Source organism: Actinacidiphila yanglinensis, assembly GCF_900107965.1.
GTDB lineage: Bacteria > Actinomycetota > Actinomycetes > Streptomycetales > Streptomycetaceae > Actinacidiphila > Actinacidiphila yanglinensis.
On the sequence record NZ_FNVU01000014.1, the window covers coordinates 152,073 to 168,290 of the forward strand.

General features: G+C 74.4%; 11 protein-coding genes. 7 read left to right on the forward strand and 4 right to left on the reverse strand.

Annotation, left to right across the window (positions count from 1 at the left end; translation table 11 throughout):
* The first annotated feature begins 75 nt into the window (after window positions 1-75).
* Entirely contained in the window at window positions 76-1,092 is a 1,017-nt protein-coding gene (locus C4U44_RS27875) for an ATP-binding cassette domain-containing protein (protein WP_103888801.1), read from the forward strand.
* The gene (locus C4U44_RS27880; protein WP_103888802.1) at window positions 1,089-1,925 is read left to right on the forward strand and encodes an ABC transporter permease; all 837 of its coding nucleotides are present in this window, start codon (window positions 1,089-1,091) and stop codon (window positions 1,923-1,925) included. The genes C4U44_RS27875 and C4U44_RS27880 overlap by 4 nt, the downstream gene beginning before the upstream one ends.
* On the opposite strand, the gene C4U44_RS27885 is transcribed toward C4U44_RS27880, so the two are convergent.
* Window positions 1,903-5,094 carry an ATP-binding protein gene (locus C4U44_RS27885; RefSeq protein WP_103888803.1) on the reverse strand — a complete coding sequence of 1,064 codons (3,192 nt, stop codon included), beginning with the start codon at window positions 5,092-5,094 and terminating at the stop codon, window positions 1,903-1,905. The genes C4U44_RS27880 and C4U44_RS27885 overlap by 23 nt on opposite strands.
* Before the next feature lie 532 nt (window positions 5,095-5,626).
* Window positions 5,627-6,589, reverse strand: coding sequence for an RNA polymerase sigma factor SigJ (gene sigJ / locus C4U44_RS27890; protein ID WP_103888804.1), 963 nt, complete (start codon window positions 6,587-6,589; stop codon window positions 5,627-5,629).
* Between the two features lie 171 nt (window positions 6,590-6,760).
* Between sigJ and C4U44_RS27895 the strand changes: the two genes are divergently transcribed.
* Together C4U44_RS27895 and C4U44_RS27900 are read left to right on the forward strand one after the other, a co-directional pair.
* Complete coding sequence (locus C4U44_RS27895) at window positions 6,761-7,132, forward strand: DoxX family protein (protein ID WP_103888805.1); 372 nt, start codon at window positions 6,761-6,763, stop codon at window positions 7,130-7,132.
* 92 nt (window positions 7,133-7,224) lie between these two features.
* Window positions 7,225-7,686, forward strand: a complete 462-nt coding sequence (locus tag C4U44_RS27900) for a nuclear transport factor 2 family protein (protein WP_103888806.1) — start codon at window positions 7,225-7,227, stop codon at window positions 7,684-7,686.
* Window positions 7,687-7,836: 150 nt separating this feature from the next.
* Here C4U44_RS27900 and C4U44_RS27905 read toward each other — a convergent pair whose 3' ends face one another.
* Window positions 7,837-9,093, reverse strand: a complete 1,257-nt coding sequence (locus tag C4U44_RS27905; protein WP_103888807.1) for an SGNH/GDSL hydrolase family protein — start codon at window positions 9,091-9,093, stop codon at window positions 7,837-7,839.
* 66 nt (window positions 9,094-9,159) lie between these two features.
* Complete coding sequence (locus C4U44_RS27910) at window positions 9,160-11,772, reverse strand: right-handed parallel beta-helix repeat-containing protein (protein WP_103888808.1); 2,613 nt, start codon at window positions 11,770-11,772, stop codon at window positions 9,160-9,162.
* An 813-nt stretch (window positions 11,773-12,585) separates the two neighbouring features.
* Here C4U44_RS27910 and C4U44_RS27915 point away from each other — a divergent pair.
* The 3 genes from C4U44_RS27915 to C4U44_RS27925 all read left to right on the forward strand — a co-directional run bounded on the left by C4U44_RS27915 (window position 12,586) and on the right by C4U44_RS27925 (window position 16,210).
* The gene (locus C4U44_RS27915; protein ID WP_235032397.1) at window positions 12,586-13,242 is read left to right on the forward strand and encodes a helix-turn-helix transcriptional regulator; all 657 of its coding nucleotides are present in this window, start codon (window positions 12,586-12,588) and stop codon (window positions 13,240-13,242) included.
* A 110-nt stretch (window positions 13,243-13,352) separates the two neighbouring features.
* The gene (locus C4U44_RS27920; RefSeq protein WP_103888810.1) at window positions 13,353-14,012 is read left to right on the forward strand and encodes a DUF4255 domain-containing protein; all 660 of its coding nucleotides are present in this window, start codon (window positions 13,353-13,355) and stop codon (window positions 14,010-14,012) included.
* Window positions 14,009-16,210, forward strand: a complete 2,202-nt coding sequence (locus C4U44_RS27925) for an ATP-binding protein (protein WP_103888811.1) — start codon at window positions 14,009-14,011, stop codon at window positions 16,208-16,210. Before C4U44_RS27920 ends, C4U44_RS27925 begins: the two co-directional genes overlap by 4 nt.
* Window positions 16,211-16,218: the final 8 nt, after the last annotated feature.

The following is a 16,218-nucleotide window of genomic DNA, read 5'->3' on the forward strand; positions in this document are numbered from 1 at the left end:
CCGGCGGGGGCGGCGCCGGCCGGGTGAAGCCGGGCTGAAACCGCGCTGAATGCGGCCGGCCGCACGCTCTGCGGCATGACGACGACAGCCACCGCACCCACGCGGGACCTCGCGATCGCGGCCACCGGGCTGCGCAAGGCCTACGGCGAGAAGACCGTCCTGGACGGCATCGACCTGGCGGTCCCGGCCGGCACGGTCTTCTCCCTGCTGGGCCCGAACGGCGCGGGCAAGACCACCGCCGTGCAGATCCTCTCCACCCTGATCGGCGCCGACGGCGGCGACGTCCGGGTCGCCGGGTACGACCTGGCCACCCAGGCGCACGCCGTCCGCGCGGCGATCGGGGTCACCGGGCAGTTCTCCGCGGTGGACAACCTGATCACCGGCGAGGAGAACATGCTCCTCATGGCGGACCTGCACCACCTGGGCCGCCGCGAGGGCCGCCGGATCACCGCCGAACTGCTGGCGGCCTTCGACCTGGTGGAGGCGGCGGGGAAGCCGGCGTCCACCTACTCCGGCGGGATGCGGCGGCGGCTCGACATCGCCATGACGCTGGTCGGCGGACCGCGGGTGATCTTCCTCGACGAGCCGACCACCGGCCTGGACCCGCGCAGCCGGCACGGCATGTGGCGGATCATCCGCGACCTCGTCGCCGACGGGGTCACCGTCTTCCTCACCACCCAGTACCTGGACGAGGCCGACGAGCTCGCGGACCGGATCGCGGTGCTGGACGGTGGCCGGCTGGTCGCCCAGGGGACGGCGGAGGAACTCAAGCGGCTCGTGCCGGGCGGCCACGTCCGGCTGCGGTTCACCGACCCCGCGGCCTACGGGTCCGCCGCCGCGGCCCTGCGCGAGGCGTCCCGCGACGACGCGTCGCTGACCCTCCGGATCCCCAGCGACGGCGGCCAGCGCCAACTGCGCGCCGTCCTCGACTGGCTGGACACCGCGGGAGTCGAGGCCGACGAGCTGACCGTGCACACCCCGGACCTCGACGACGTCTTCTTCGCCCTGACCGCGTCGCCCACGTCGCCCGCGTCACCCTCCGCTCCCGCCGCGCCCGCGGCCGGCGCCGACTCCAAGGAGACCGTCCGATGAGCGCCCCGTCCCTCTCCCCGTCCCCCGCCGCCTCGCCGTCGCCGTCCCCGTCCCTGCGCCTGACCGTGCGCGACTCCGCCACGATGCTGCGGCGCAACCTGCTGCACGCCCGCCGCTACCCGTCGCTGACCCTCAACGTCCTGCTCACCCCGGTCGTCCTGCTGCTGCTCTTCGTGTACGTCCTCGGGGACACCCTGAGTGCCGGGCTCGCCGGCCACCCCGACCGCGGCCAGTACCTCGCCTACGTGGTCCCCGGCATCCTGATGCTGACCGTGGGCGGCGCCTCCCTCGGCACGGCGGTGTCGGTGTGCACCGACATGACCGAGGGCATCATCGCCCGCTTCCGCACGATGGCGATCTCGCGGGGCGCGGTGCTGTTCGGCCATGTCGCGGGTGGCGTCCTCCAGGTGATGATCAGCGTGGTGCTCGTCACCGGCGTCGCGCTGGCCATCGGCTTCCGGCCCGACGCCACGCCGGTGGAGTGGCTCGCGGCGCTCGGCCTGGCGGTCCTGGTCAGCCTGGCGCTGACCTGGCTGGCGGTCGGGATCGGGCTGTCGTCGCCGACCCCGGAGGGGGCCAGCAACGTCGGCCTGCCGCTGCTGATGCTGCCGTTCCTCGGCAGCGCGTTCGTGCCGGTGGACTCGATGCCCGGCTGGTTCCGCTGGTTCGCCGAGTACCAGCCCTTCACGCCCTTCATCGAGACGCTGCGCGGCCTGCTGCTCGGCAGCGCGATCGGCAAGGACGGCTGGCTCGCGCTCGGTTGGGGCGTCGCCCTCGTCGTCCTCGGTCAACTCTGGTCGACGGCGCTGTTCACGCGTGACCCGTCCCGCTGAACCGGCCGGCCAGCACGAGCGCCGTGCCCGCCAACTCCGCCCGCCCCAGGGCGGCGTACTCCGAGAGCGCCTCGGTGTACGCCGCCCCGTCGGCGTCCCGGCCCGCCGCGCGGGCGTCCGCGGTGGACATCGTCGGCTGGAACTCCCCGAGCACGCCGAGCCGTTCGGACAGCGCGAGCATCCGGACGGCGACGTCGATGTCCCCCCGCGCGACACCGACCAGGCCGAGGGCCAGCAGTACCGTGCCGTACAGCGGGAGTTCGGCGGGCGGCGCGGCTGCGGCCCCCGCAACCGGGGTGAGCCGTTCCACCAGCCGCGCGTGCAGGTCGCGGGTCAGGTCCGGGACCAGGTCGTGCCGGCGGTGACGGGCGTGCGCGGCGACGGCCGCCGCCCGGACCTGCATCGCCCAGTTGCCGAGGTACGGATCGGGGCCGTCCTGCCCCGTGTTCCCCTCCTCCACCGCCTGTGCCGCCTCGCGCCAGCGGCGCAGCCCGATCTCCGTCAGGCCGCGGGCGAGGGCGATCCCCGCGCGCACGGCCAGGTCGGTGCCGAAGTCGGCGGGGGTGGCCCCGGGCGCGTCGGGGAGCCGGTCGCGGACCGACTGCTCGCGCCAGTACTCCGCCTCGTCGATCGCGCCGCGCTGGAGGCAGGCGAGGACCAGGGCGGCGCGGATGCCCATCGAATCGGCCCGGTCGCCCGTCTGCTCCTGGGCGGTCAGGCAGGCCAGCAGGTGCCGGTAGGCGTCCTCCCCCCGCGCCGTGCGCAGGCACAGCTCGCCGACCCGGGCATGGCCGAACAGCCGCAGCAGCGGGTGGTGGAGGGGTTCGAGGCATGCGAGCATGCGGCGGGCGGAGGCCAGCGCGCGGTCGACGTCGTGCTCGTGCTCCCACACGTAGCCGGCCACGCACTCCGCCACACCCGCCAGCATCGGCTCACTGTCCTCGCACAGCGCCCGCAGCGCCGGGGAGTACGGCGTGCGGATGCCGGGCATCGCGCGCAGCACCACCGCGAGGGCGCGCACGAGGGTGTCGGGCGGGGCCGGCGGCAGCCGGCGCAGCGTGGCGAACGGGCGCAGCGCGCGCGGGCCGACGCCCATGAACAGGCTTGCCGTGCAGACCACCGCGGCGGTCCTGGCGGTCTCGACGTACTCCGGTGCGGGCCGGTAACGGGAGAGCGGGGCCCCGGTGTCGGCGGCGAGCGCGACCAGGCGGAAGTAGCTGGAGTCGGTGGCCCACACGGTCGCGAGCACGGCGGTGGCGGCGGCGGTCGCGGCTCCGTCACCGCGCGCCAGGGCATGGCGCAGGGCGAGCACGAGGTTGTCCTGCTCGGCCCGGACCCGGTCCCAGGAGGCGAGCGGGTCCGGGCCGAGCAGCACGTCGTGGTGGGCGCGGCCGAAGTCCCGCGCCCAGCCGAGGAACCGCCCGGTCACCGCGTCGTCCTCGCCGGCCGCGGTGCGCCGGGCCGCGCTGAACTCCCGCACGCTCTCCAGCATCCGGAAGCGGATCCCGGCCGTGGTGTCGACGGCCGCGAGCAGCGACTGGTCCACCAGTTGCTCCAGCAGCAGGAGGCCGTCGGGGCCGTCGGGCCCGCCCGCGATCACGTGGTCGGCCGCGTCCGGCGTGAACCCGCCGGGGAAGACCGACAGGGCACGCAGCGCCGCCTGCCCGGCCGGTTCGAGCAGGTTCCAGCTCCACTCCACGACGGCGTGCAGGGTCCGGTGCCGCTCGGGGACGTCCCGGCCTGCGCCGCGCAGCAGCGCGAAGCGGTCCTGCAGCCGGCGGGCGATCTCGGGCACCGACAGTGCGCGCACGCGTGCGGCGGCCAACTCCACGGCCAGGGGAAGCCCTTCGAGCCGCCCGCAGAGCTCCGCCACCTCCCGCGGCGGGAGTTCCACCCCGGGCCGGGCCGCCCGCGCCCGCTGCCGGAACAGTTCCGCGGCCGTCTCCGGGCTCAACTGCGGAAGCGCGTAGACCGATTCGGAGGTCAGTCCGAGCGGCGCGCGGCTGGTGGTCAGCACCCGCAGGTCCTTCGACACCGAGACGAGCCGGTGCACCAGCGCGGCGACGCCGGCGACGGCCTGCTCGCAGTTGTCCAGCACCAGAAGTGCGGGCCCGGGGCCGAGGCGGGCGGCGATGCGGGCGGGCGCGCCGTGCGGCGCCGCCGCCTCACCGCCGTGGCCGGACGCCGCGACACCGACGGCCGAGGCCACCTCGCCCGCGACGTCGGCGTCGGCGGTGACGCCCGCGAGGGGCACGAAGTACACCACCCGCTGCTCCGCCGCGCGGCTGACGGCCTGCGCCAGCCGGGTCTTGCCCAGCCCGCCCGGCCCGACGACGGAGACGACCCGCGCGGAGCGCAGCAGCCGCGCCACCGCGGCGACGTCCTCCGCCCGGCCGACCAGGGGGTTCGGTTCGTGCGGGACGCCCTGCCGCACCACCGGCGCCTCACCGCGCAGCAGTTCCTGGTGCACCGCTCTCGGTCCGGCGCCCGGGTCGCTGCCCAACGTGTCGCGCAGCTCGCGGCGATAGGTGTCGTAACGCGTCAGCGCCGCCGCCAGCCCGGCCGTTCTCGCCTCGCAGCGCAGCAGCTCCGCCAGCACCTCCTCGTCGCGCGGCAGCGCGCGGGCGAGCCCGGCGAGCGGCTCGGCCGCCTCCTCCCACCGCTCCAGCCGCGCCAGCGCGAGCGCGCGGCACCGGCTCAACGAGCGGTGTGCCGGGACACGTTCGGCGCGCAGCGCCAGCACCGGGTCGTGCAGGTCCTCGCCGGAGGCGGCGCCCACCCCGCCGTCCCACAACGCGAGCCCCGCCTCGGCCTCGGCCAGCGCGCCGGCGTGGTCGCCCGCCCGGCCCCGCTCCGTGCTCGCGGCCGCGTGCAGCAGCAGCGCGCAGCTGTCGACCTGCGCCTCGTCCAGCGCGAGACGGTAGCCGCCCGGCGTGGTGACGACGACGTCGGGCCCGAGCTGCGCCCTGACCCGGGAGACCAGCACCTGCACCGCCTTCCCCGGCCGGTCGGGCGCCTCGTCGGTCCACAGCCCCTCCACGAGCCGCCCGCTGCTGCAGCCGGTCCGCAGGTCCCCCGCGAGCAGCGCGAGCAGCCCGCGCAGCCGGGGCGCGGTGATCTCCGTGCCGCGGAAGGCCACGCGCGGCAGCAAGGTCAGCTCGGTGGTCATTCGTGCAGGGTAGTGCGGCCACCTGGAAGGCCCACCCCCTTCGCACCGGCCCACCCGTCCACCCCCGACGCCAACTCACCTGCGCGGCCGGCTCTCCGGCCCAGCCCGGGGCTCCTCCCGCCGCCGCTGCGCGCGAGCGCGCGCCAACCACGCCCGTCCGGCGGGAACTTCGCCGCCACGCGCGGCCGCACCCGCCCTCGCGACGGACCGCCTCGGACGGACCCGGCACCACCCAGGCACACCTCCCACCACCGCTGTGCGCGGGCACGCGCCAACTCCCATTACCCGGACGGGACGTGGCGCGCACTCCCGCACGCGGGGCACGGCCACCCGGCGTTCGGGTCCCGCCCGCAGGCGGGCAACCCAGGGGCCGCAGGCCGCCGGTAGGCCACCTCGGACCCCTCCGCTGCTGGGCGCGAGCACGCACGGCACGCGAGGACGTCGCGGCCACACCCCCGCCGGCCGGCGCGAACGCGCGGCGACCACCGCCGCCCGGGCGGGCCCCGGCCGCCCTCTCACCGCGCCCCGCGGGTCAGTCCACCGACCAGGGCCGCAGCTTCTCCGGGTTCCGGATGGACCAGACGTTGCGGATCCGGTCGCCCACGACCTCGAACGCCATCACGGCCGCGGTGCTGCCCTCGTACTCGAGGAGCACGCCGGGCTGGCCGTTCACCGTGCGTTCCAGGACGCGGAGGCGCGGTGCCCGGATCAGGAGGTCGACGAGGTAGCGCGCCACCTCCTCGTTGCCGCGCAGCGGGTGGAGCAGCGCGGCGACCACGCCGCCGCCGTCGCCGATCGCGGTGACGCCGGGGTCGAGGATGCCGATGAGGGCGTCGACGTCCTTGGCCTCCCACGCCTCCTTGAAGTCCCTGACGACGTCGGCCTGCCGGGCCGCCGGGGTGACCGGCCCGCGGGACGCGCGGACGCGCCGGCGGGCGGACGTGGCGAGCTGGCGGCAGGCCGCAGGAGTGCGGCCGACGATCTCGGCCACCTCGGCGAAGGGGTAGCGGAAGACGTCGTGCAGGATGAACGCGACGCGCTCGGCCGGGGTCATCGACTCCAGCACGACCAGGAAGGCCATGTTGAGCGACTCGTCGAGGGTGATCCGGTCGGCCGGGTCGACGTTGGCGCCGCCGGACCACCCCGTGACCCATTCCGTGCGCTCGGGCACCGGCTCCGGGATCCACTCCCCGACGTAGCGCTCCCGCCGGGCCCGGGCGGAGCCGAGCAGGTCGAGGCAGATACGGCCGGCGACCTTCGTCAGCCAGGCGCCGGGCGACCCGATGCCGTCCTGCTGCTCCGGTGTCATGGCGTACCAGCGGGCGTACGTCTCCTGGACGACGTCCTCGGCATCCGCGACGGAGCCGAGCAGCCGGTACGCGACGCTGATCAGCTGGCGCCGCTCGCTGATGACCTCGCTCAGCTCCCGGTCGGGCGTGCCGGGGCGGCCGGGGCCGTCCTGCCGGGCACCGCCCGCGTCGGATGGGTTGCTCATGGTGTCGCCGACCCCCTTGCTCGTGTCCGCTCCCGCGCGATCTCACCGGTCTGACGACGCAGCCCCGCGGATTGTGAGGCCGGACCGTCGCCTCACAATCCGCGGGGCTGCGTCGTCGGAGCTTCGAGACGGACACCGAATCACACCGCACCGCACGGGAGAGAGACCGGGATGAGCGTGTTCCTGTGGATCGTTCAGGCGGCCCTGGCCGCGTCGTTCGCCATGTCGGGACTGGTCAAGGTGACGCAGCCGGAGGAGAAGCTGGCGGGCTGGTTCCCCTGGGTGGAGGACTTCTCGCTGCCGACGGTGCGCTTCATCGGTGTGATGGGCGTGCTGGGCGCGGTCGGGCTGGTCGGGCCGGCGGCCAGCGGTGTCGCCACGGTCCTCACCCCGGCCGCCGCGAGCGGGCTGGCGGTCATGATGGCGCTGGCCGCGGCCACCCACGTCCGGCGCAAGGAACCGCCCGGGGTGGCGGTCACCGCCATCGTCTTCGCGCTCGCCGCGGTCGTCGCGTGGGGCCGGTTCGGCCCCTACGGCTGGTGACCGCCCGAGCAGCCGCCCGGCACGTCCGTGACCGGCGCATCCATGACCGGCGGTCCGCGACCACCAGGTCCGTGCACGACAGGAGCCATCCGATGACCGACGTCCAGACCCTCATCGACCGCCACGAGATCGACGCGCTGCGCGGGGAGTTCACCGACGCGGGGACGATGCTCGACCTCGACCGCTTCGCCGCGCTGTTCACCGAGGACGGGGTGTGGCGCATCCCCGAGGCCCGCATCGAGTTCACCGGCCGCGCGGACATCCGCGCCGGAGTCGAGCGGCTCCAGGCCAACTGGGAGTACTTCGTCCAGAACGTGCACCCGGGCACGATCCGGATCGAGGGCGACACCGCGACCGGCCGCTCCTACGTGGCGGAACTCGGGCGGATGCGCGACGGCAGCTCGCACCGGAACCACGCGATCTACCACGACCGCTACCGGCGCACCCCGGACGGCTGGAGGTTCGCGGAGCGCAGCTACGAGGTGGTGTACATCGAGACCACTCCGCTGGTAGGCGACGGGCGCCGGCCGGCGGAGGGAGCCCGCCGGGAGTGACGGCGGGCTGCCGGGGGGTTCGCCCATCGCGGAGGCGGACGACCCCGGCCGCCGCGCGCCTGACGGGGATCCCCGTACGTCCTCGTCGGGCGCGCTCGTGGCGGTCGGCGGCCGGTCGGGCCGCGGGTCGGGTCGGGTCGGGTCAGCAGGTCAGGTCAGCAGGTCCAGGTCGATCGCGTCGGCGAGGGCCTGCATGCCGGCCTCGTTGGGGTGCAGGTGGTCGCCGGAGTCGTAGCGGGGATCGAGGGCGGCCGGGTCCGAGGGGTCGACGACGGCCTTCTCGAAGTCGACCGTCCCGTCGAACGCCCCGCTGGTGCGGATCCAGGAGTTGACCTGCTGGCGGAGCGCCTCCGCGGAGGCGCTGTAGTAGGTGTTCCCCTTGTCCGGCAGCATGGTGCCGCCGATGATCCGGACCCCGGCGGCGTGCGCCTGCGCGATCAGGTTCCGGTACCCGTCGATCAGGTCCTGGGCGGTGAGCGGGGCGCCGTTCGGCCCGGCGTCGTTGCCGATGTCGTTGATGCCCTCCATCAGGATCACGTCCCGCACGCCGGGCTGGCCGAGCGCGTCGTGGGCGAACCGCTTGGTGGCCGCGATCCCCTGCCAGATGTTCGGCACGTCCGTCAGCACCCGGTTGCCGCCGAGCCCGGCGTCCACGACGCCCATCGGTGTCGTCGCGGACAGCCGCCGGGCGAGGTCGTCGGGCCAGCGGTGGTACGCCCCGGCCGGGGTGTTGTAGCCGTCGGTGATGGAGTCGCCGAACGCCACCACGGTGCCGCGGGCGGTGGCCGGGACCACGTCGAGGCCGGACAGGTAGTACCAGGAGGTCGTCGCCGTCACGTAGTTGCCGTCCGTGACGTCCGCCGTGTGGTCGCCCGGCGTGGAGAGGTAGCTGGTGTCAAAGGCGTCGGAGTGCCAGGTGGCGGAACTGGTGGCGTTCGGCAGGTAGATGCTCACCAGCAGGTTGTGGTCGGCCGTCACCGACATCGGGACCGGGTCGCTGACCGTCTCCGCGCCCGCGGCGAGCGTGACCGAGCCGTGGTGCCCGAAGGTGACGGTGTGCTGGGTGCCGGGCACGGCCGTGGCCCGGTCCGCCTGCGCGGCGACGCTCACCGCGGCCACGGTGAGCGGCGTGGTGCCGCGCAGGTTCGACAGGTGCAGGCGCAGGGAGCTGCCGCTGACACTGGAGTGGACGACCATCCGGAGCGTCTCGTCGTCGAAGTTCGGCCCGCCGATGGTCATGCTGGGCGACCATGCCGCCACCCGCGCCGCGGCGGCCGCCGGGTGGCCCTGGGCCGGGTGGGCGCCGGCCGGCGGCGCGCCCGCCACCAGCCCGGCGGCGACCGCGGCCGCGGCGGCCAGCACCGGCAGCGCCCGTCCCTTTGTCGCCCATCTCTTCGTGACCAGCATGGTTCACCCTTCTCGCGATCGGCTGCCGTGGGTTGAGCGTGAGGCCGTCGGTTGAGCCCGGGGCCGTCAGGTGAGCGTGAAGCCGTCCACCAGCAGGTAGGACCCGCCGCGCTTCGTCACCGTCAGCGTGTGGGTGCCCGGCGCCAGTCCGGACACGGAGTAGAGGCTCTGTCGGGCCTGGCGCTGCGCGGTGTTCGCGCTGACCGTGCCCTTGTCGACACCGTCGAGGGTGATGCCGATGTCGCCCTCGTCGGAGTTGGTCTCCGTCAGGAAGCCGACCCCGGTGCCGCTGAAGGTGAAGGTGGCAGAGGCGCCGTCCTGCTGGGCGTAGTGCACGCCGTCGTCGAGGTCGCCGTCGCCGCGGGACCCGCTGGACGACCAGCTGCCGGTGTACGCCACGCGCAGATCGTCGTCGTCGGCGACCGGACCGGTCGGCGTGCCGGGTCCGGCGGCGGCGATGATCGCCCGTGCGGCCGCCGGCCAGTTCCCGTCCGTGACCACGGTCGCCTGCTGGAGGTCGATGTCGGTGCCGTTGTTGTTGAAGGAGGCGGTGTCGCTGTAGTTGTCGTGGATCGTGTCGTCGTGGATGCTCGGCGTCCACAGGTTCAGCCACAGCGAGCCGTTGGAGAAGCGCACCACGTTGTCGTGGGTGTTCCAGTTCGAGCTGCCCTCGTCGTGGTAGATCATGTTGCAGCCGTCGATGCACTCCGACAGGACGTTCCCGGCGAACTCCGAGGGCGCGGACTGGCCGCCGAGGGTGTAGATCGGCCCGCCGTCGAAGAGCACGCCCATCACGCTGTGCACGTGGTTGCCGATGATCCGGTTGCCGCCGCCGTAGGTGGTGCCGTGCAGGCACGGGTCGGGCAGCCCCTGCTTGGCCTGCAGGGAGCAGCTCGACGCCCAACCCCAGCCCCAGCCGAGCGAGATGCCGGAGTAGGGCGTGTAGCCGACGTCGTTGTGGGAGAGCAGGGTCCCGCGGGCGTGGCCCACCCAGATGCCGACCGCGTCCTGGTACTCCTGGCCGGGGAACCGGACCACGCTGCCGGAGACCGTGTTGCCGCTCGTCATCAGCGCGGGGTCGGTCTGGTAGTAGTCGTCGACCTCGCCGACAGACACGCCGGTGCCGGAGGTGTCGGTCACCGTGGCGCCGGAGACGGTGGAGTCCTGGGTCTGGTCGGCCAGCGCGATGCCGCTGGTACCGGTCTGCTGCACGGTGTCGCCGCTGAAGGTGATCCGCGCGCCGCGATGCACCTGGACCGCGGCGGGGATGTGGGCCGGAGCGCGGGTGGTGGGGTCCCAGATCACGCCGGCCTGGTTGTCGACGTAGCCCTCGGCGGTCGGGGCGTTCCACGTGGTGTGGGTGAACGTGAGTCCGGAGAAGGTCACGTCGTGGACGGGTGCGACCACGTCCGGGATGACCGTGAAGCCGTCGACGAGGAGGTAGCTGCCGCCGGTCTTCACCACGCGCAGGGTGTGCGTGCCCTTGGCCAGCCCGGTGACGGAGACCATCGCCTGCTGGGCCAGCCGCTCCGGCCCGTTGCCCGAGACCGTCGACACCTTCGTGCCGTCGACGTACACGTCGGCGCTGCCCTCGTCCGAGCTGGTCTCGGACAGCATCTGGATTCCGGTGCCGCTGAAGGTGTACGACACCGCGTCGCCGTCGGTGGAGGTGTAGTGCACGTCGTCGCCGAGGTCACCGAGGTGCCGACCGCTGGAGTACGCCCAACTGCCGGTGTAGACGGCGCGCCAGTCGGAGTCGTTCAGTGGGGCGAGGTGGCCGGGGGTGCCGGCGACGTCGAGGAGTTCCGGGGCGATCGGCAGTTCCACGTCCGCGGTGGCGAGGTTCTCGCCGGCCCTGGGCACGTAGTACAGGTACCCGGCGGCCGAGTCGAGGTAGAACTGCCCGGGTGTGCCGAGCAGTTGGTAGGCGTTCTCCAGCCAGCTGATGCCGTTCAGGCTGGGCAGCCCGGCGCCGTTGAAGGGGAAGCTCGGGTTCGGCACCGAGCTGTGGTTGTTGTTCCAGCAGCCGGGGTCGACGGTGAGGTCCGAACCGCCGGACGCGGAGCGGGTGATGGACGCGAGCGGGCAGCGCATCTGCTTCCACGCGTTGTTCTGCACCACCTCGACCTGGGCGGGGTCGGTCCACGACGCGTACGACGGGTCGCTGGTGGTGAAGCCGGTGGCCGTCACGGAGAAGCCGGACGGGTTCTTCGCGCTCTGCGCGCGGACCGCCCGTACCCCGTTGACGAACAGCTCCCGGCTCGCGGTGCCCTGGGGCACCTTGGCCCGGTAGATGTGCTGGGCCGCGTCGACCTGGGAGAACCCCGTCACGCGGGTGGCGCCGTCGAGGACGGGCGTCTGCCCGGCCACCGCGCGGTAGACGACCGGATGGCCGGGCCGCCCGGAGTCCTCGACGCCGAGCCGGAACGGGCTGGTGAGCCGGTAGGTCCCGCCGCTCAGTTCGACCACGACGTCGCCCGTGGCGTCCGGTACCAGGGCTCTGGCCCGGTCGCGCGCGGTGGCCAGCGCACACGGGTCGTGCGCACCGCAGGCGGACCCCTTGCCGTCCGGTGCGACATGCAGCACGCCGGGGTCCGGCGCCGCTCCGGCCGGCGCGGCGGCGAGTCCGAGCGTGGCGACCGCCACGGCGGTGAGGCAGGCGACAACGGCACGGCGCATCAAGGGCCTCCAGCGTGAGGTGGGGTGAGGGAGTGCGGGATGGCGCCAAGAGGAGCCGGGTGTTCCGGTGCCACAAGGGGTGCAGACGTCCCATGAATATACGAGCCGACCTCGCGCTCTCTAGAGCCGTGCACGACCTTTCCGCTCTAAGGTCCGATCTCTTGCGGACAGGTAGCGTCGAAAGCCGCCGAACGGCAGCCCGGCCGGACCGCGTTGCCGCTCGCGCCTCCCAACGGGGCACCCCCGCACGGACCTCGGGCCCGCGCGGCGGGTCGTCAGCGACCCGCCGGCCCTTCCGCTTCGGTGACCTTCGTCTCAGTTCCGGGCGGCCGCGGGGGCACGGCGGCCCCCGCGGCACCCGATCGACATCGATGGCAATCGATCATTTTCGGCCATCATTGAACGGTCAACCGGGCGCGGGGAGAGGCGGTTCCGGGCAGCGGACGACCGCGGGCCGAACCGGGCGACCGGGCACCGGCGGGGGGCCCGGGAACCGCGCGGGCCCGGCGAACGGAGCCCGCACGGACGATCCCGACGACCGTCGCGGCCCGCCCGGCGGTGGCCGGAATGACCGAACGGGCAGCCGCGCACGACCGCGCCCAGAGGTCGGCAACTGGCCGGATACGCGGTCGCCCCTGCAACTCTGAAACGAATCAACCTGTCGTACCGATCGGTCATACCAGGAACAGCAATGCCACCCCGTAGGGGGGTACGGATTGGTATGGGTTGACACGTCGGAGCAAAATGACGCAAGAAACACTGACCACAGGAGTTCCCCACTCCCCCCTCCGCGCGGGCGAAAGGACCGAGACCGTGGTGCTCTCCACGCCCTCCGAGCCGGCGGGTGCCGCCAGAATCCCCGTGGCGATCCACGCACCGGACCCGATCTCGCTCGCGGGTGTGACGAGTCAGCTCAACCACCGGCCGGAGATCCGGCTGGTCGACGCGGACAGCCGGCAGCCGGGAACCGTCGCCATACTCCTCGCGGTCGCGCTCGACGAGCGCACCCTGTCCCGGCTGCGCCAGCTCGTCCGCACCGACGGGGTGCGGGCCGTGCTGGTGGCGAACCTGATCCGCGAGGCCGAACTGCTCCAGGTCATCGACTGCGGGGTCGGCGCCATCGTGTGGCGGCACGAGGCCACCGGGCCGCGCATCCTCCAGGCCGTGCTGGCCGCCTCCCGCGGTGACGGCGACCTGCCCTCCGACCTGCTCGGGCGGCTCATCACCCAGGTCGGCATCATGCACCGCAACTCCAAGCACCTGCCCGGCGATCCGGCGTCGGGGCTGACCCCGCGCGAGGTCGACGTCCTGCGGTTGGTGGCCGAGGGGATGGAGACCGGCGAGATCGCGGGCAAGCTGTCGTACTCGGAGCGGACGGTCAAGAACGTGATGCACAGCCTCACCACCCGCCTGCGGCTGCGCAACCGGGCGCACGCCGTGGCCTACGCCCTGCGCGAGGGCTACATCTGACGGCCCTCCGGCAGCGGGCGGCAGCCCGGCGCCGGCGAGTTCTCCGCGTACGCGACCGGCGTGCGCACGCCTACGAAACCCCACCGTGCAAGACAGCGAAGGGCGCGACCGTGATCCACGAGGTGGACGAAGTCCTCAAGAGGCTGCTCTCCGGCGGCGCCCTGACCGGAACCGGCGTCGAGGTCGCCTTCGACGCACCGACCCGCGACTGGGCGGCCCGGCGCAACGCGCCGGCCATCGACGCCTACCTCTACGACATCCGCGAGGAGGTCGCGCGGCGCGAGCGGGGCGCGATCGCGATCCGCGACGACCGGGGGATCGTCCTGCGCAGGCGCCAACCGCCGCGCTGGTTCCGGCTGTCCTACCTGGTCACCGCCTGGACCAAGCGGCCGCAGGACGAGCACCGGCTGCTGTCCGCGGTCCTGGCCACGCTGCTGCCCCACGAGATGCTGCCGCCCGAGGAGTTGACCGGCGCGCTGGCCGAACTCGGCCTGTCCGTGCCGCTGACCGTCGCCGCCGCGCACACCGACTCCCGGTCGTTCGCCGAGATCTGGTCGGCGCTCGGCGGCGAGCTCAAACCGGCACTGGACCTCACCGTCATCGCGCCCTTCCCGGCCTACCCCGAGTACGACGCGGGCCCGCCGGTCACCGAGGGCGCGGGCGTGCGGATACGCGGGACCGACGGCAGCCTGGAGGGCTCCGCCGAGCGCTACCACCGCCCCCGCCACCTCGCCGCCCGTGAGGACGCGGCCTCCGGCACCGCCGAGTGAGCGCCCTCACGGCCACCGGCGGCGGTGGAAGCATCCCTGGCGGCCCCGGCAGCCCGGCCACCGGCTCCGTGCCGGCCCGGCTCGGCCTGCTGCGCGACCGGGTCGCCGCGCTCGTCGAGCAGCGCAGCTCCACCGACCCGACCGCCGACGACCCGCTGCGCGGCCTGTACCTGTCGGACGAGGCCGTGTGGCACCTGCTGCGGCCCGCGGGCGAGGAGGACGACGGCGCGACCGGGACGGACACCGCGCCCTTCGGGGGCGACGAGCCGGAAGGCGCCGAGCCCGGCGCCTTCGGGACCGGCGGCGACCGCCTGCACCGCCTCACCGCCCGGCTCGGCCTGTCCGAGCTGGACGCCCGCATCCTGCTCTGCGCGCTCGCCCCCGACCTCGACCGGACCTTCGAGCCGCTCTACGGCTACCTCAACGACGACGTCAGCCGGCGCCGGGCGACCATCGGGCTCGCGCTCGACCTGTGCGGGGTGCCCGCGCACCGCGCCGAGGGCCGCGCCGCCTTCCACCCCTCGGCGCCGCTGGTCTCGCTGGGCCTGATCGAGGTCGAGGAACCCGAACGCCCCTTCCTCAGCCGCTCGTTGCGGGTCCCGGACCGGATCACCGCCCACCTGCTCGGCGACGACACCCCGGACCCGGCGGTGGCCGGCCTGGTCAGGGCGCTCCCCCGGCCGCCCGCGCCGCAGGACGACCCGCTGCTGGAGCGCCTCGCGAAACGCCTCGCGTCCGGTCCGGCCACGGTCTACCTGCGCGAGCAGCGCGAGGGCGACGGCATCGCCTGCGCCGCCGCCGCGCTCGGCGCGGCCGGACTGGCTGCCCTGCACTACGCTCCCGCGGCAGGCCACACCGGGGCCGGTGACGACGGCCGGGGCGACGGCCACTCCGGCGGCCCCACCGGAGCCGGCGACGGCGGCTTCGCGGCCGAGCCGCTCCCCCAACTGCTGCGCGAGGCGCGGCTGCGCGGCCAGGCGATCCTGGTCGCGCCGGTACCGCGCGAGCCGGCCGCCGTCTCCGCCCTCGTCCGGACGCTGGCGGTCGACGACGTGACGGTCCTCATGGTGGGCTCCCGGCCGTACGACCCGCAGTGGTCCGACCGCGACCCGCTCGTCCTCGACGCCCCGCGGCAGCAGGCCGGCGACCTCGACACCTGGTCCGCGGCGCTCGGTTCCGCGGAGGGCGCGGGCGAGCCCGCGGGCGGCCCGCCGGACGAGGCGGGCGGCGGCGCCGGCTTCGACCTCGCGCCGGTCGTCGCGCCCTACCGGCTCGGCGGCGACCGGATCCGCCGGGTGGCCCGGGTCGCCCGGGACATGGCCGAGTTCGAGGGCATCCCGCTGTCCGCCGCGCACCTGCGGCTCGCCGCGCGGCAGCAGTCCGCGTCCGGCCTGGAACGCCATGCCCGCCGGATCAGGCCCGCCGTCGGCTGGGACGACCTGGTGCTGCCCGAGGGCCCGCTGGCGCAGCTGCGCGAGCTGGCGATGCGCGCCCGCCACCGCGACCGGGTGCTCGGCGACTGGCGGCTGAACGCCGGCGGCGGCCGCGGCCGGGGCGTGCTGGCGCTGTTCGCGGGCGGGTCCGGCACCGGCAAGACGCTCTCCGCGGAGGTGGTGGCGGCCGAACTCGGCCTGGACCTCTACGTGGTGCAGCTCTCCTCGATCGTCGACAAGTACGTCGGCGAGACCGAGAAGAACCTGGAGCGGGTCTTCACCGAGGCCGATCGCACCGACGCCGTCCTGCTCTTCGACGAGGCCGACTCGGTGTTCGGGAAGCGGTCGGAGGTGCGGGACGCGCACGACCGCTACGCCAACATGGAGAGCTCCTACCTGCTCCAGCGGCTGGAGTCCTTCGACGGCATCGGGCTGCTCACCACCAACCTGCGGGCGAACGTCGACGAGGCGTTCACCCGGCGGCTGGACCTGGTGGTCGACTTCCCGTTCCCCGACGCGGCGCAGCGGCTGGCGCTGTGGCAGCACAGCCTGGCGCACGTGCCCTGCGCGCAGGACATCGAACCGGGCGCGGTGGCCGCGGAGTTCGAGCTGGCCGGCGGTTCGATCCGCAGCGCGGTGGTCACCGCCGCGTACGCCGCGGCCGGCCGCGGCGAGCCGGTCGGCACCGCGGACCTGCTGGCGGGGGCGCGGCGGGAGTACCGCAAGGCCGGCCGGCTGGTGCTGGACGAGAACGGCGACTGGTGACGGCCGGG

Bases quoted from the DNA above. Each gene is read 5' to 3' on its own strand.
- C4U44_RS27875 (WP_103888801.1), top strand. From the start codon at position 76: ATGACGACGACAGCCACCGCACCCACGCGGGACCTCGCGATCGCGGCC.
- C4U44_RS27880 (WP_103888802.1), top strand. From the start codon at position 1,089: ATGAGCGCCCCGTCCCTCTCCCCGTCCCCCGCCGCCTCGCCGTCGCCG.
- C4U44_RS27895 (WP_103888805.1), top strand. From the start codon at position 6,761: ATGAGCGTGTTCCTGTGGATCGTTCAGGCGGCCCTGGCCGCGTCGTTC.
- C4U44_RS27905 (WP_103888807.1), bottom strand. From the start codon at position 9,093: ATGCTGGTCACGAAGAGATGGGCGACAAAGGGACGGGCGCTGCCGGTG.
- C4U44_RS27900 (WP_103888806.1), top strand. From the start codon at position 7,225: ATGACCGACGTCCAGACCCTCATCGACCGCCACGAGATCGACGCGCTG.
- sigJ (WP_103888804.1), bottom strand. From the start codon at position 6,589: ATGAGCAACCCATCCGACGCGGGCGGTGCCCGGCAGGACGGCCCCGGC.
- C4U44_RS27885 (WP_103888803.1), bottom strand. From the start codon at position 5,094: ATGACCACCGAGCTGACCTTGCTGCCGCGCGTGGCCTTCCGCGGCACG.
- C4U44_RS27910 (WP_103888808.1), bottom strand. From the start codon at position 11,772: ATGCGCCGTGCCGTTGTCGCCTGCCTCACCGCCGTGGCGGTCGCCACG.